We start from the raw sequence: 14,268 nt of genomic DNA, 5'->3' as shown, positions 1-14,268 counted from the left end.
AGGAAGGCTCACGACATGGCCGAGTTCACGGCTGAGGTCTACCAGAACGAGTTCCTGCCCGACGGCGGCACCGACGTCCACGCGATCGTCACCGTCACCTGCGAGGGGGCGGGCGAGGCCGGGCGGTCCGGCGCCGGGGAGGCCGCGGAGGTCGTCATCGTGGACACCTCCGGGTCAATGGGCGGCGACAAGATCCTGGCCGCGCAGGCGGCGGCGTCGGCGGCGCTCGACCAGGTCCTCGACGGCACGTGGGTGGCCGTCATCGCCGGCAGCCACGAGGCCCGGCTCGCGTTCCCCACCGGGTCGCTGAGCCCCTCCCCCGAGGTCGCGATGGTCCGCATGGACCCCTCGATCCGCCGGGCGGCCAAGGCAGCGGTCGCGACCTTTCACGCCGACGGCGGCACGGCCATGGGCACGTGGCTGACCATGGCCAGCCGCGTCCTCGCCTCCGTGCCGTCGGTCAGCCAGAAGCACGCCATCCTGCTCACCGACGGCAACAACCAGCACGAGACGCCCGAGCAGCTCTCGGTCGCGATCGCGGCGGCACAGGGCCAGTTCCAGTGCGACTGCCGTGGCGTGGGCGCCGACTGGGAGGTCGCCGAGCTGCGCCGGATCGCCACGGCCCTGCTCGGCACGGTCGACCTCATCCCGAAGGCGGAGCAGATGCCGGCCGTCTTCGAGACGCTGATGCGCCGGTCCATGGGCCGGGGGGTCGCCGCGGCGGAGCTGCGGGTCTGGGCACCGCAGGGGGCGCAGGTGCTCTTCGTCCGGCAGGTCGCTCCGACCGTGGAGGACCTCTCCTCCCGCCGCGCCGAGGTCAACCCGCTGACCGGCGCCTACCCGACCGGGTCCTGGGGCGATGAGTCCCGCGACTACCACGTGGCAGTCCGCCTGTCCCCCAAGGGAATCGGGCAGGAGCAGCTGGCCGCCAGGGTCCAGCTCGCCGTAGGCGGGGACGTGGTCGCGCAGGGCCTCGTCAAGGCCCTGTGGTCCAACGACGACACCCTCACCACCCGCATCAACCCCGCGGTGGCCCACTACACCGGCCAGGCCGAGCTCGCGCAGGCCATCCAGGACGGCCTGGCCGCCAAGGCCGCCGGCGACGACGCGACGGCCACCGCCAAGCTCGGCAGGGCGGTGCAGCTCGCGGCCGAGACCGGCAACGACGAGGCCACCAGCCGGCTGCGCAAGGTCGTCGACATCGAGGACCAGGGCACCGGCCGGGTCCGGCTGCGCCGCAGCGTCGACCGCCTCGACGAGATGGCCCTGGACACCTCCTCGACCAAGACGACCCGGGTCAAGAAGTGACCTCCCCGACCGCGACGAGGTGGTTGAGCGCATGAGCCCCTACACCTGCCCGCAGGGCCACACCTCCGAGTCGGGCGACTACTGCGACACCTGTGGTGCGCCGATCGCCCAGGGTGCGTCAGGGCCGGGCTCCGAGGCTTCCGGTGCCGTCGCCGGAGCCGCCTCCGGTAGTGCCACGGGAAGCGCCGCTGGCGCGGCCGTCGCGTCCGGCCTCGGGGGCGGCACCGCACCCGACACCGGCTCCGGCGCGGGCGCCGGAGCCGCCACGGCAGGCCCGCGCGTGTGCCCGAACTGCTCGAGTGACAACACCGCCGACGCGCTCTTCTGCGAGGCGTGCGGCTACGACTTCACCACCGGCACCCTGCCCCGGCCGCCGGAGGTCGCGGCTGCCGCAGGTGCCGGGTCGTCCTCCCTCGACCTCGGCCCCTCCACCCCTTCGGGCGGGCAGCCGGTGCAGGCGGCAGGTGGAGAGGCACCCGACGGGCAGGCCGCCCCCGGCGGAGCGGCGGCCGCGGCAGCACCCGTCGCCCCTCCCGTCCCGCTGGAGTGGGTGGCCGAGGTCTGGGTGGACCCGGACTGGTATGCCGTGCAGGAGAGCGAGCAGGTCTGTCCCTCCCCCGGGCCGCCGCAGGTGGTCCCGCTGACGTTGCAGTCGGTGCTCGTCGGCCGGCGCTCGGCGAGCCGCAACATCCACCCCCAGGTGGACTGCTCCGCGGACACCGGCGTCAGCCGCCGACAGGCGCAGCTCACCACCGATGGCCAGCGCTGGTGGGTGGAGGACCTGCAGTCCTCCAACGGCACCTACGTCGGCCCCGCCAGCGGTCCCTTGCCGGAGGACCCCCTGCCGGCCGGCCAGCGGCGCGAGCTCGACGAGGACGACCGGATCTACGTCGGGGCGTGGACCCGCCTGGTCGTGCGACGGGCGACGGCGGAGGAGCAGGCGGCCCACGCCTGAGGCCGCCGCAGCTAGCCTCGCGGCAGCCGCAGCTAGCCTCGGGGCAGCCGCAGCCGGAAGGTGGCGCCGTCGGTCGTGGACGAGGCGATGACGTCACCGCCGGCGGCGCGCAGCAGGCGGCGGGCCAGCGCCAGGCCCAGGCCCGCCCCGTCGTGGCCGTCGCCGGGGTCGAGCCGTCGGCCCGGCTCGAACACGAGGGGCAGCTCGGCCGGCGGGATCCCCGGGCCGTCGTCCACCACGTCGACCAGCACCGCGGCCTGGTCGCCGGAGACCTCGAGCCGGACCTCGCGGGAGCAGTAGCGCACGGCGTTGTCCACGACCGGGGCGAGGGCGCGCTCGAGCAGCGCGGCGTCCAGCCCGGCCCGGCTGCTCCCGGGGTGCCGGACCACCCGGACGCACCGGCCGTCCCCGGACCCGGCGGACCCGGCATACCTCCCGGCCACCTGGTTGGCCACCTCCTCGGCGTCGCAGCTGCCGGCGGGGGCGCCCGACTCGGAGCGCGCGGTGGCCAGCAGCGTCTCCAGGATGTCGCGCATCTCCTCGGCGCTCTGGGCGATGGAGGCGTGCCCGGCTGCGAGCTCGTCGGCGCTCTGGACCCGCTCCTGCAACAGGGCGGTCTCGGCGATGATGCGCGACAGGGGCGTGCGCAGCTCGTGCGAGAGCTCCCCGGCGAGCTGCTGCTCGTGCCGCAGCACCGCGGCCAGGCGGTCCAGGAGCGCGTCGAGGGTGCGCGCCAGCGCCGCCAGCTCGACCGGCCGCGGGGCGTCGCCGAACCGTTGCCCGGGGGCCCCCGCGCTCCACTCCTCCGCCTGGTCGGTCATGGACGTCACCGGGGACAGCGCCCGGGAGACGCCGGCGCGCAGGACCAGGAAGGCTCCCAGGAGGAACAGGAGGGCCAGCGCCGTGCTGCCCAGCAGCACCCCCTTCCTCGCCTGCTCGTAGGGCCCCATGGCGAGGGACGTGACCACCGTGGCGACGGTGCGTCCCCGGTCGGTCACCGGGTAGGCGTAGAGGCGGATCGTCTTCGGCTGCCGGACCTCGTCGTAGGTCGTCCCGCGCCCGACCATCGACGTCGCGGCGGACGTCAGGCTCGTGCCCACCCTCGGGTGCTCCAGGAGCTGCGACCCGCGGAAGATCCACGTCCCGACGTCGATCGAGGCGTCGTCGTCGGGGTCATGGACGCTCACCTGTCCGCGCGGACCGACGTCCACGGTGCTGGCGGCCGCCTCCGCCCGGGCCTGCAGCACGTCGTCGGCCTGGGCGCTCAGGCGGTTGTCCAGCACCAGGTTGGCCGCCAGCGTGGCCAGCGCCACCCACACGGCCAGCGTGGCCACCGCCGCCAGGGTCACCCTCCCGCGCAGGCTCCACGGTCGCCTCACGTGAGCCGGTACCCCACGCCGTAGACCGTCACGATGGCCCGCTCCGGGTCGGCCTCCTCGAGCTTGCGGCGCAGCCGCGCGATGTACTGGTCGAGCGTGTTGTCGCTGACGATCGCCCCCTCCGGCCACGCCGACAGGATCAGCTCCCGCCGGCGCATCACCTTGCCCGGTGCGCTCATCAGGGCGGCCAGCAGGCGGTACTCGGTGGGCGTCAGGGGGTGCACGCCCGTCGGGGAGACCAGCTCGTGCGAGCGCGGGTCGAGGTGGGTCCGGGCCGGCCCTGCGGTGACGACCGGCTCCTGGCGGCGGGCCAGGGCGCTGACCCGGGCCAGCAGCTCGCCGAAGTGGAACGGCTTGGCCAGGTAGTCATCGCCCCCGGCGGAGAAGCCGGACAGCACGTCACCCACCTGGCCCCGGGCGGTGAGGAAGAGCACGGGCGTCTGCACGCCACGGGCCCGCAGGGCCTGGCACACGTCGCGCCCGTCGGAGTCCGGCAGCCCGATGTCCAGGACGATCACGTCGAAGCCGCCGTCCTCGTCCGCGGCCAGGGACAGTGCCGAGCCGCCGTCGCGCGCCGACGACACGGTCATCCCGTGCTCGCCGAGGCCGCGCACCAGGGTGCGCTGCAGCGAGAGGTCGTCCTCGACCACGAGGACTCGGGGGGCTTCCACGGACCGAGTATCGCGGGTGGTCCTGTCAGCTTCGCGTGCGCCCCGCCCGTGCGGCCGGCTTGTCGGTGGCCCGGTCGTGGCGGTCCACACGCGTCCATCCTCACACTGGACGAAGCCTGAACAGACGCTGTGACCACACCGTTCCGGACGTCTCCTCCATCTGGTGGACGCCATCGCACGCCGCAGGGGCTTCAATCACGGTAGCCACGGCTTCCGGGCCTGGTGCAGGCCCTGCGGCGACCTCAGGAGGCCGGGATGTCACGCTCCCCACGCGCACCCCACGACCCGACGGCACGGCGCCGCGGCACGCGATCGCGCCCCCCCGCAGGGCTGCTCGCACTGGCCGCGTCGGTGAGCCTGGCGACGGCCGTCACCTGCGCCGGGCCGGCCGGCGCCCAGCCTGCCGCAGTCACGGCCGTCCCCACGGTCACCGCGGTCGCCACCGTGGTCCCGCCGGGTGACTTCAGCGGCGACGGCCACCCGGACCTGCTGGCCCGCACCTCCGTCGGGACCCTCTACCTCTACCGGGGCAACGGCCTCGGCGGCTTCAGCGGCCACTCGGTGGTCGGCAGCGGGTGGCAGGTCTACGACCGGCTCGTGACGCCCGGCGACCTCACCGCCGACGGCCGTCCGGACCTGCTCGCGCGGACACCCACCGGCAGCCTCTACCTCTACCGGGGCAACGGAACCGGAGGCTTCGCCAGCCGCAGCCTCGTCGGGACCGGGTGGAGCGTGTACGACCGGATCCTGTCGGTGGGCGACTTCACCGGTGACGGCCGCCCGGACCTGCTCGCGCGCGTCAAGGGCGGCACGTTGTACCTCTACCGAGGCAACGGCAACGGCGGCTTCGCCGCCCGAACCGTCATCGGCGCGGGGTGGAACCTGTTCGACAAGCTCTTCTGCCCCGGCGACTTCACGGGAGACCACCACACGGACGTCCTGGGGCGGACTCCCACCGGTGCCCTCTACCTCTACCGTGGCACCGGACTCGGCGGCTTCAGCAGCCACAGCGTCATCGGCAGCGGGTGGCAGGTCTTCGACAAGCTGCTCTCCCCCGGCGACTTCTCCGGCGACGGCCGCTCCGACGTGATCGGGCGGACCCCCACCGGCGCCCTCTACCTCTACCGCGGCAACGGGACCGGCGGCTTCAGCAGCCACGGCGTCATCGGCAGCGGGTGGCAGGCGTTCAACCTCATCGCCGGCGGGGGCTGAGGCGGCGCCGGTCGGTCGCTGACGTGACGTGGCCGGGGCCGGGCGTGACGCCCGCCCCGGCCGTGTCCCGTGGCGCTGATCGGCCAGGTCCTGCAAGCTCTGCACGGTCCTGCGAAGGTTCATTGCCGAGGCGACACGACCGTATACCGGCGCGCGGCATGGCTAGCGCTCGACGTAGCGGCGCAGCGCCTCGGCGTCGAGCAGCGTCACCTCCCGGCCCCGCAGCTGCACCCAGCCGCGCCGCTGGAACTGCTCCAGCGACTCCGTCACGGTCTCCGGCGAGGTGCCGCCCGGGCCCGCGACGCCGGGCTGGGTCAGCCCGAGGTCCACCACCGCCCGACCCGTGCTGTCCGCCTGGTCCAGCAGGAGCCGGGCCAGGCGTCCCGGGGCGTCGACGAAGGCGAGGTCGGCCGATGCGCCCGCCAGCTGGCGCACGAGGCGGCACAGGCTCACGGTGACGGCCTCGGCGAAGGCCGGCTGGGTCCGCAGCAGGCTGCGGACCACGGCGGCCTCGATACGCAGCAGCTCGGCCTCCTGCAGCACCTCCAGTCCGGCCGCGTGCGGCAGGCCGTCGAGCGCGCCGAGCTCACCCACGGCGTCGCCGACGCCCAGCACCGCCAGCACGAGCTCGTCGCCGCGCGCCGAGGTGACGCTGACCTTCACCCGCCCCGAAGCCACGACGTAGACCGCGTCCGTGACGTCGCCCTGGAAGAACACCGACGAGCCGGTGCGGTAGCGACCGAACGTGCCGGCCCTGGCCAGCTCCCGGACCGCGTCGTCGGGCAGCCCGTGGAAGACCGGGACCTGGCGCAGCAACGCGGCCGCGGCAGCCTGGCTGCGGCTACCCGGGCCACCGCGTGCGGACGGTGCGCCCGGCCTCGGCGCAGGTGCACTCATGGGTGGCCCCCAGCGGTCCGTCACGGGTCGAGGTCTGACTGCCCGCGAAGGTACGCCGGGCCTTCCGGGCGCACCCGCAGCAGAACGCGTAGCACGAGGCGCGCCGTTCCAGTGCGTAGTCGGTGCGGAGTCGGTGCCGAGTCAGAGCGGCTTGAGCGCGGATTGAGTTCAGAGCATTGCAGTCAGTGCGGCAGGCCGAGGAGGTGGTCGCGCAACCCGGCACCGGCCCCGCTGGGGGTGCCGTCGTAGCCGGTGATCAGGGCCGGCTCGGCGGCGCACCGCCCGGTCAGCCACGACCAGGCGAGGTAGCTGACACCCGCGCTGTCGGCCCAGCGCAGCAGCGGCATCATCAGGGCCGAGCCGCAGTCGTGCTCGCCCACCTCGCCGATGACGACCGGGGTGGTGGCGCTGAGCGGGGCGATGCTTCCGCTCCAGCAGTCAGCCCGGAAGCACGGGGACCACTCCGGGGCGGCCGGCGTCCCGTAGTAGACGTGGAGCGAGGCCGCGAGCTGGCCCAGCGGGTCGACCGGCGCGAACTCCGCCCAGCGGTCGAGGACCCCGGCGTACTGCGGCCCGCCGACCAGGACCACGTTGTGTGCCCCCGCCGCGCGGACCGCGTCGAGCAGCTCCTGGCTCCCGGCCGCGACGAACGGCACACCGGGACAGGTCCCCCCGTCCCTGACGCAGGTCCAGGCGGCGGTGGTGTCGCGGTTGTGGTCGGGGTACGGCTCGTTGTAGAGGTCGAAGAGCACCCCGGGACGGGACCTGAACTGCCTCCCGACCGAGGCCCAGAAGGCCGGCGCGTGGTCGCGGTCGGCCATCGGCTGCTGGTCGAGCGCCCGCGTGGAGCCGGGGGCGTTCCAGTGCAGGTCCAGGACGACATACAGGCCGGCGGCGTTCAGCCGCGCGACGTAGCCGCCGATGGCGTCGCGGTAGGCGGGCCCGCTCCACGCGGGCGGCACCCCGTTGATGCCCAGCCAGCAGTCCTCGTTGAGGCTGACCCGCACCGCCGTGATGCCCCAGCGCCGCATCGCCGCGATGGACCCCGCATCGGCTGGGCCGTCGAAGACGCCCCACCCTGCGACGCACGCGTACTGGGTGCCGGAGCGGTTCACCCCCAGCAGCCGCACGGTGGTGCCGGCGGCGTCGACCAGGCGGTTGCCCGCGACGCGCACGGCCAGCGGGAGGGCATCACGGCCTGTCGGTTCTCCAGTCGGTGTCGGTGTCACGCCGGGCGTCGTCCCACCAGCCGTCGTCCCACCGGCCGTCGTCCCACCAGCCGTCGTCGCGGCAAGAGTCCCTGTCGCACCGGTGGGGGTCCCCGGCGGTGGGACCGCGAGCGGCGTCGACCCGACCGTCGACGCGCAGCCGGCCAGCAGCAGGACCAGGGCCATGACCACGGGCACGACGACGGACACGGCCGCGGCCACCGCAGCAGGCGCTGCGGTGGCCGTGGTCCGGGCGCGGGTCACCCGAGGGTGATGGCAGCGTCGTCGGCGTAGAAGCCGGTGCTGCGCGGAGGCACCCCGACGGCGAACGCGTTGAGGTCCAGCGACGTCTTCGTCGGCTGGGTCGGGGTGTAGGTCACCGTCACCAGCTGCCACGACGTGGTCAGCGTGACCGTGGCGACGGCCGTCCCGACCACCGTGCTGCTGCGCATCTCCCGCAGCCGCAGGGTCAACGTCGCCCCGGCCGTGGCGCCCTTCACCCACAGCGAGGCGGTGTAGGTCCCGGCCGCGGTCTTGCCGACCCAGTTGGGGGAGTCGTCCAGCGTGCAGGTGGTGGTCGTGAAGCCGGTGTTGGTCAGCGCGGCCGCATAGCTGCCGGAGTGGCCGCCGGCGACCCGCGTCAGGCTCACCGCACCGCTGCCGGTCGCCCAGCCCTTGGTGTTGCCCTCGAAGCCGGCGTTGCCGACCAGGTTCGCCTTCGACGTCACCGTCCTCGTGGCGCTGGCGGACAGGCCCGCCGTATCGCGCGCCGTGACGGTGACCGTGAAGGTCCCGGTCCGGGTGTAGGTGTGCGTGGCCGTCGGCGAGGCCTGGGTGACCGTGGCGGTGCCGTCACCGAAGTTGAACGTGAAGGACGCGATCGGCGTCGCGTCGGGGTCGGTCGAGGCCGACGCGTCCGCGGTCACCGCGAAGGGTGCCACGCCGCTCGTCGGGGTCAGGGTGAACGACACCACCGGGGCGCCGTCCGCGGCCACGCTCACCGCCTGGCTGCCGGTCGCCTCGACGTTGCCGGCCTTGTCCCACGAGCGGAACTTCACCGTCGCCGAGCTGGTGAGCTTGAACGGGGCGGTGTAGGTCGGGCTCGTCAGCGTCGGGTCGGTCCCGTTCGTCGTGTAGTGGGTGCTCGAGACGCCCGACCCACCGGTGTTGTCGGTCGCGGTCAGGCCGACGGTCACCGAGGCGAAGTAGGCCGCGCTCTGGCAGGCCGCGCCGTTGCAGGTGATCGCCGTGGACGGCGCGACCGCGTCGACCTGGACCAGCTGGCTCTTCGTGGCCTCGACGTTGCCGGCGTTGTCCCATGACCTGAACTTCACCGTCGTGGTCGCCGGCACCGCGAACGGCGCCGTGTAGGTCGGGCTCGCCAGCGACGGGTCGGAGCCGTCGGTCGTGTAGTGCGTGCTGGCCACACCCAGCCCGCCGGGGTCGGTGGCGGACAGGCCGATGGTGACCGGACCGGCATACCAGCCCGTCGTGCACGCGGCGCTGTTGCAGGTGACCGACGTGGTCGGTGCGCTGCCGTCGACCGTGACCAGCTGGCTCCTGGTGGCCTCGACGTTGCCGGCGTTGTCCCAGGACCTGAACTTCACCGTGGCCGTGGCCGACAACGGGAACGGCGCCGTGTAGGTCGGGCTGGTCAGGGAGGGGTCGGTGCCGTCGGTGGTGTAGTGCGTGCTCGCCACACCCTGGCCGCCGAGGTTGTCCGTGGCCGTCAGCGACACGGTCACCGGCGGTCCGTAGGCCGTCGTGGCGCACGGCGCGTTGTTGCACGCGACCGTGGTCGTCGGGGCGGTCGTGTCCGGCACGGGAGGCGCGGCGTGGCAGCCGTTGCTCCCGGAGTCCGTGAACGTGCCCTCGTCCGGCAGGAACGACCAGTCGTAGGACCCGTTGTGCAGCGTCAGCTTGATCACGCCGTGGGTCGTGGCGTTGAGCGCCTCACTGGTGGCGCCGGGCGTCCCGGGGGTGTCCAGGCCCGCCCCACCGGTGCCGACGATGAACTCGCGCACGCCGTAGGTGGTGTCCTTGACGCCGGAGGCGTTCATCGGGGTGAACCGTTCGTACCAGTGCGAGTCGCCGTTGAGGACGACGTCCGCGCCGCCGTTGTAGAGGTCCTGCCAGATCGCCTGGTACTCCGTGTGTCCTCCGGAGCCCGAGGCGGTCGAGGCCCAGCGCGGGTTCTGGTAGTACGCCAGGGTGCACGAGGCGTTGTGGGCGGCCAGGTCCTGCTGCAGCCACTGCTCCTGGGCGGAGCCTGCGGCGCAGAACGTCGGGTCGTCCGGGCAGGTCGCGGTGTTCAGCGCGATGACGTGCCACGAGCCGAGGTCGTAGCTGTAGTAGCCCTTGGCCGGGTCACCGGCGGCGCTGCCGAAGTACTGGTAGTAGCCGGCGCCCGGAGTGGCCGGGCAGTCGGTCCCGCCGGTTGTCCCGTAGTCCTTGTCACCGGGCACCGGGTGCGTGATCGACTTCTTCACGCCCCAGGTCGGGTCGTAGGACTGGGCGTAGGCCGCCGGCCCACCGCAGTCGTACTGGTTGTCGCCGAGCGGCAGCACCGCGTCGACGCCGGTGAGCAGCTTGACCGTCTGCGAGGCACGGCAGTCGGTCTCGGTGCCCAGGCCGTCGTTGAACGCCGGTGCGGTCGGGTCACAGGCGATGTCGCCGGCCGAGCCGACCACCGGGTCGGCGTTGGGCTGGACGAGCACCTGCTGCGTCTGCACCGCCTCGGTGTTGCCGTCGTTGTCCACGGAGAAGAACTTGAAGGTCGTCCCCGTGCTGATGGTGAACGGCCTGGTGTAGATCGCGCTGGACGTGGTGGGCGTGGAGCCGTCGGTGGTGAAGTAGGTGGTCTTCACGCCCGTGTTGCCGGGGTCCTTGCCCACGAGGGAGATCGTCGTCGAGCCGCTGTAGGTGGAGGACGCGCACGGCTGGCCGTCGCACTCCAGCGTCGTGATGGGCGCCTGGAGGTCGGGTCCGTTGATCACCTGGGAGACGGTCTGCACCGTCGTGCGGACCGGCGCACCCCCCGGCTGGCCCGCGTTGTTCAGCCAGTCGAGGAAGGCGTTCAGCGTCGACAGCTCGATCGGGCCCCAGTCGCCCATGCAGCTGGTGTAGTTGTCCGGGTCGTAGGCCTGGGAGCAGATCTGGTGGAAGTCGTAGACGATCCAGCCACCACCGTGCGCCGCCGCGGCGGTCACGGCGTCCTGCAGGTGCGACAGGGTCAGCGGCGGCACGTTGGCCGGGCTGCCCGTCGGCGGGGCGTAGACCGTCCGCGTCGCCCACAGGTCCTTGGGCGGCAGCGTCTCGGCGTAGACCGGCCCGGCGCCCTCACCGGCGACGTCGACCCCGCCGGCCGCGCGGCCGGTGGTGTAGCCGCAGCTCTGGACGACCGACTCGTCGGTGGCGTCGTAGGCCGCGAACGGGTAGGCGAAGCTCGTCGGGTAGAACCCGTGGTTGAGCAGGTTCTGCCGGTCGTCACAGACCTCGTGGACGATGGTGTTGTAGTCGGTCGTGGTCTTGAGGTTGACGTGGTCGAGGGTGTGCCCGCCGATCTCGTTGCCGGCGTTGTTCGTCGCGTGCAGCTGGTCCCACGTCATGTGCTGGGGGTCGACGTCGTTGAGCCCGCTGACGTCGTAGAACGTGCCCCTCAGGTTGTGCGGCTGCAGGGCCCGCTTGACCCCCAGCGTGTACTGGTTGTTGACGCCGTCGTCGAAGGTCAACGAGACGACCGTCTGCGGCGGCAGCACCTGGATGTCCTGTGACTGCACGGCTTCGGTGTTGCCGGCCAGGTCGGTGGAGAAGAACTTCACCGTGTAGGTCGCAGGCGTCGAGAGCGTGACCGGCCCGCTGTAGACCGCGCTCGACGTGGTGGGCGTCGAGCCGTCGGTCGTGTAGTAGGTCTTGTCCACGCCCCAGCCACCGGCGTCCGTCGCGGTCAGGGTCACCGTGGCGGTGCCGTTGTAGCCGGTCGTGGTGCAGGGCGTGCCGTTGCACGCGATGGTCGTCGTCGGCGCGGTGGTGTCGGCGGGCAGCGTGGCCAGGATCGACTGCGTCTTCGCGGCCTCGACGTTGCCCGCGTGGTCCCAGGACCGCACGGTGATCGTCGTGTTGCCCGTGACCGGGATGGCGGTGGTGTAGGTCGGGCTGGCGAGCGTCGGGTCGGACCCATCGGTCGTGTAGTGGGTGCTGGCCACGGCGGAGCCCACGTCGGTGCTGGGCAGGGTGACCGAGACGGTGCTGGTGTAGGGGTCGGTGCCGCAGGCGGTGCCGTTGCACAGGATCGTGGTCACCGGGGGGCTCGTGTCGGCGCTGATGGCGGCGTCGCGCACGGTGCTCAGCCCGGCGCCGGCCGGCGCGCCGCCGGTCTGGCCGGCGTTGCCCACCCAGTCCAGGAACGCGTTGAGGTCGGCCAGCTCCACCCACCCGGCGGAGCCGGTGCACGCGGTGTAGCTGGCGGCTTCCAGCGTCTGGTCGCAGACGCGGCCGATGACCAGCTGGCTCCAGCCGCCACCGTGGGAGGCGGCGCCGGTGACCAGGGCCTTCATGTTGGCCAGCGTCATCTGGGTGCTGGGGGCGTAGGCGCGGGTGCCGTACCAGTCGGTGGGCGGCAGCGCCTCGGCGTAGGTCGGGCCACTCGGGGACAGCGACCCGGCGCTGCGGCCGCTGCCGTAGCCGCAGTCGTGGACGATCGCCTTGACCGTCGCGTTCATCGCGCCGCCGGGGTAGGCGAAGGCGACCGGGTCCAGGCCGTGCTGGGCCAGGGCCTTGCGGTCGTCGCACACCTGGGCGGTGGGGTTGGGGTCGGTGGTCAGGTTGGTGGCGTTGACGGTCTTGCCGCCGATGTCCTCCCCGGCGGCCCGCAGGGTGGCCAGCTGGGACCAGGTCATGATGTTGGCCGAGACACCCACCGTGCCGGAGTTGACGAAGAAGGTGGCGAGGGCGCCGTGCGGCTGGAGGGCCTTGAGGTAGCCCAGGGTGTACTGGCTGACGGTGCCGTTGTCGAAGGTCAGCGAGACCTTCGTAGTCACCGGCACGACCTTGACCGACTGGGTCTGCACCGTCTCGGCGTTGCCGGCCTTGTCGGTCGAGAAGAACTTGACCGCGTAGGTCGCGGGGTCGCTCAGCGCGAACGGCGCCGTGTAGACCGTGCTGGACGTGGTCGGTGTGGACCCGTCGGTCGTGTAGTAGGTCTTGTCCAGGCCGGACCCGCCGGTGTCCGTGGCGGCCAGGCTCACGGTGACCGACCCGACATACGGGCTGGTGGAGCAGGCGGTGGAGTTGCAGGCGATCGTCGTCGTCGGCGCCGCGGTGTCGGCGGGGGCCTGGACCACCTGGGTGTTGGTCGCCTCGACGTTGCCGGCGTAGTCCCACGAGCGGAACTTCACCGTCGTGGAGGCGCTGGAACCGTTGACGTTGAACGGTCCGGTGTAGGCCGGGCTCGACAGCGTCGGGTCGGTCCCGTCGGTGGTGTAGCGGGTGCTGGCGATGCTCGAGCCGACGTCCGTGGCCGCGAACGTCACGCTGACGAGGCCGCTGTATGCCGTGTTGGTGCAGGCCGCGCCGTTGCAGGCCATCGTCGTGGTCGGGGCCGCGGTGTCCGCCGACGCCAGCGCGTCGCGCACCGTGCCCAGGGTGGAGCCGGCGGGGGCCCCACCGGGCTGACCGGCGTTGGCCATCCAGTCCAGGAAGGCGTTGAGGTCGGCGAGCTCGATGTGACCGCTGGCCCCCGAGCAGCTCGTGTAGTTGCCCGCGTCGAGGGTCTGGTCGCAGACCCGGCCGATGACGACCTGCGTGAGCCCTCCGATGTGGGTGCCGGCGCCGGTGACGAGGGACTGCAGGTTGGCGAGGGTCACCGCAGAGGGGGCGTAGGCGCGGGTCGCGAACCAGTTTGCCGGCGGGAGCGTCTCGGCGTACGTCGCCCCGGTCGGCGACAGGCCGCCGGCGCTCCGGGCGTTGCCGTAGCCGCAGGCCTTCACGACCGCCTGCACGGTGGCGTTGTTCGCACCGCCGGGGTAGGCGAAGACCGCCGGGCTCAGCCCGTGCGAGATCAAGGCGGCGCGGTCGTTGCAGACCTGGTTGGTCGGGTTGGGGTCGGTGGTCAGGTTGGTGGCGTTGACCGTCTTGCCGCCGATGTCCTGCCCGGCTGCCGCGAGCGTGCCCAGCTGGGCCCAGGACATGAAGCTGGCCCCGCCGCTGACCGTGCCGGAGTTGACGAAGAACGTGGCCTTGGCCCCGTGCGGCTGCAGCGCCTGCTGGTACCCGAGGGTGAACTGGCTGATCGAGCCGTTGTCGAACGTCAGGGCGACCGTCGTCTGGACCGCGGCCGAGGCCGGGACCGCCACGAGGGGAAGCACACCCAGCAGCAGCACGAACGGCATACCGGCGTGCAGCCACAGCCGCCGCCCTCGTCCCGCACCAGTGGTTCGCAACCAAGACATCGACGGGTCCCTCCCACGCACGTGGCTGCACCAGCAGCAGGTCAGCAGCGTGTCGTCATGGACAGATGCAGCAGAGCCCAGGGCGTCGCGCCTGCCCTTCACGCTAGGGACCGGGGGCCCCGCGGGCGTGAGGCAAAGGCCCGAACCGCGTTGCGGATTCGGCGTAGGAGCATCGTCGTAGTCCGGTCC

At 72.8% G+C, this 14,268-nt stretch carries 8 protein-coding genes; 3 read left to right on the top strand and 5 right to left on the bottom strand.

Translation table 11 applies throughout. The features are described from left to right. The first annotated feature begins 15 nt into the window (after window positions 1-15). Both AC3ANM_RS01010 and AC3ANM_RS01005 read left to right on the top strand, forming a co-directional pair. Window positions 16-1,308, top strand: a complete 1,293-nt coding sequence (locus AC3ANM_RS01010) for a vWA domain-containing protein (RefSeq protein WP_488286282.1) — start codon at window positions 16-18, stop codon at window positions 1,306-1,308. A 31-nt stretch (window positions 1,309-1,339) separates the two neighbouring features. Then, window positions 1,340-2,263, top strand: a complete 924-nt coding sequence (locus tag AC3ANM_RS01005; RefSeq protein WP_488286281.1) for a double zinc ribbon and FHA domain-containing protein — start codon at window positions 1,340-1,342, stop codon at window positions 2,261-2,263. 32 nt (window positions 2,264-2,295) lie between these two features. Here the strand turns inward: AC3ANM_RS01005 and AC3ANM_RS01000 are convergent, their stop codons facing one another. Together AC3ANM_RS01000 and AC3ANM_RS00995 are read right to left on the bottom strand one after the other, a co-directional pair. Next, window positions 2,296-3,597, bottom strand: coding sequence for a sensor histidine kinase (locus AC3ANM_RS01000; RefSeq protein WP_488286280.1), 1,302 nt, complete (start codon window positions 3,595-3,597; stop codon window positions 2,296-2,298). 41 nt (window positions 3,598-3,638) lie between these two features. Continuing rightward, window positions 3,639-4,313, bottom strand: coding sequence for a response regulator transcription factor (locus AC3ANM_RS00995; RefSeq protein ID WP_488286279.1), 675 nt, complete (start codon window positions 4,311-4,313; stop codon window positions 3,639-3,641). 255 nt (window positions 4,314-4,568) lie between these two features. On the opposite strand from AC3ANM_RS00995, the gene AC3ANM_RS00990 reads away from it, so the two are divergent. Continuing rightward, window positions 4,569-5,525, top strand: coding sequence for an FG-GAP repeat domain-containing protein (locus tag AC3ANM_RS00990; protein WP_488286278.1), 957 nt, complete (start codon window positions 4,569-4,571; stop codon window positions 5,523-5,525). 162 nt (window positions 5,526-5,687) lie between these two features. On the opposite strand, the gene AC3ANM_RS00985 is transcribed toward AC3ANM_RS00990, so the two are convergent. The 3 genes from AC3ANM_RS00985 to AC3ANM_RS00975 all read right to left on the bottom strand — a co-directional run bounded on the left by AC3ANM_RS00985 (window position 5,688) and on the right by AC3ANM_RS00975 (window position 14,079). After that, window positions 5,688-6,341: a Crp/Fnr family transcriptional regulator gene (locus AC3ANM_RS00985; protein WP_488286277.1), complete on the bottom strand. Its 654-nt coding sequence runs from the start codon at window positions 6,339-6,341 to the stop codon at window positions 5,688-5,690. A gap of 263 nt (window positions 6,342-6,604) precedes the next feature. Further along, the gene (locus AC3ANM_RS00980; protein WP_488286276.1) at window positions 6,605-7,894 is read right to left on the bottom strand and encodes a glycoside hydrolase family 5 protein; all 1,290 of its coding nucleotides are present in this window, start codon (window positions 7,892-7,894) and stop codon (window positions 6,605-6,607) included. Next, on the bottom strand, window positions 7,891-14,079 hold the full coding sequence (locus AC3ANM_RS00975) for a chitobiase/beta-hexosaminidase C-terminal domain-containing protein (protein WP_488286275.1): 6,189 nt from the start codon (window positions 14,077-14,079) through the stop codon (window positions 7,891-7,893). Before AC3ANM_RS00975 ends, AC3ANM_RS00980 begins: the two co-directional genes overlap by 4 nt. Between the last annotated feature and the right edge of the window lie 189 nt (window positions 14,080-14,268).

The sequence above is a fragment of the Oryzihumus sp. JJN4-3R genome (genome assembly GCF_057747915.1).
The sequence above is the reverse complement of the archived record's forward strand: the minus strand, read 5'-3'. Positions and strand labels throughout refer to the sequence as shown.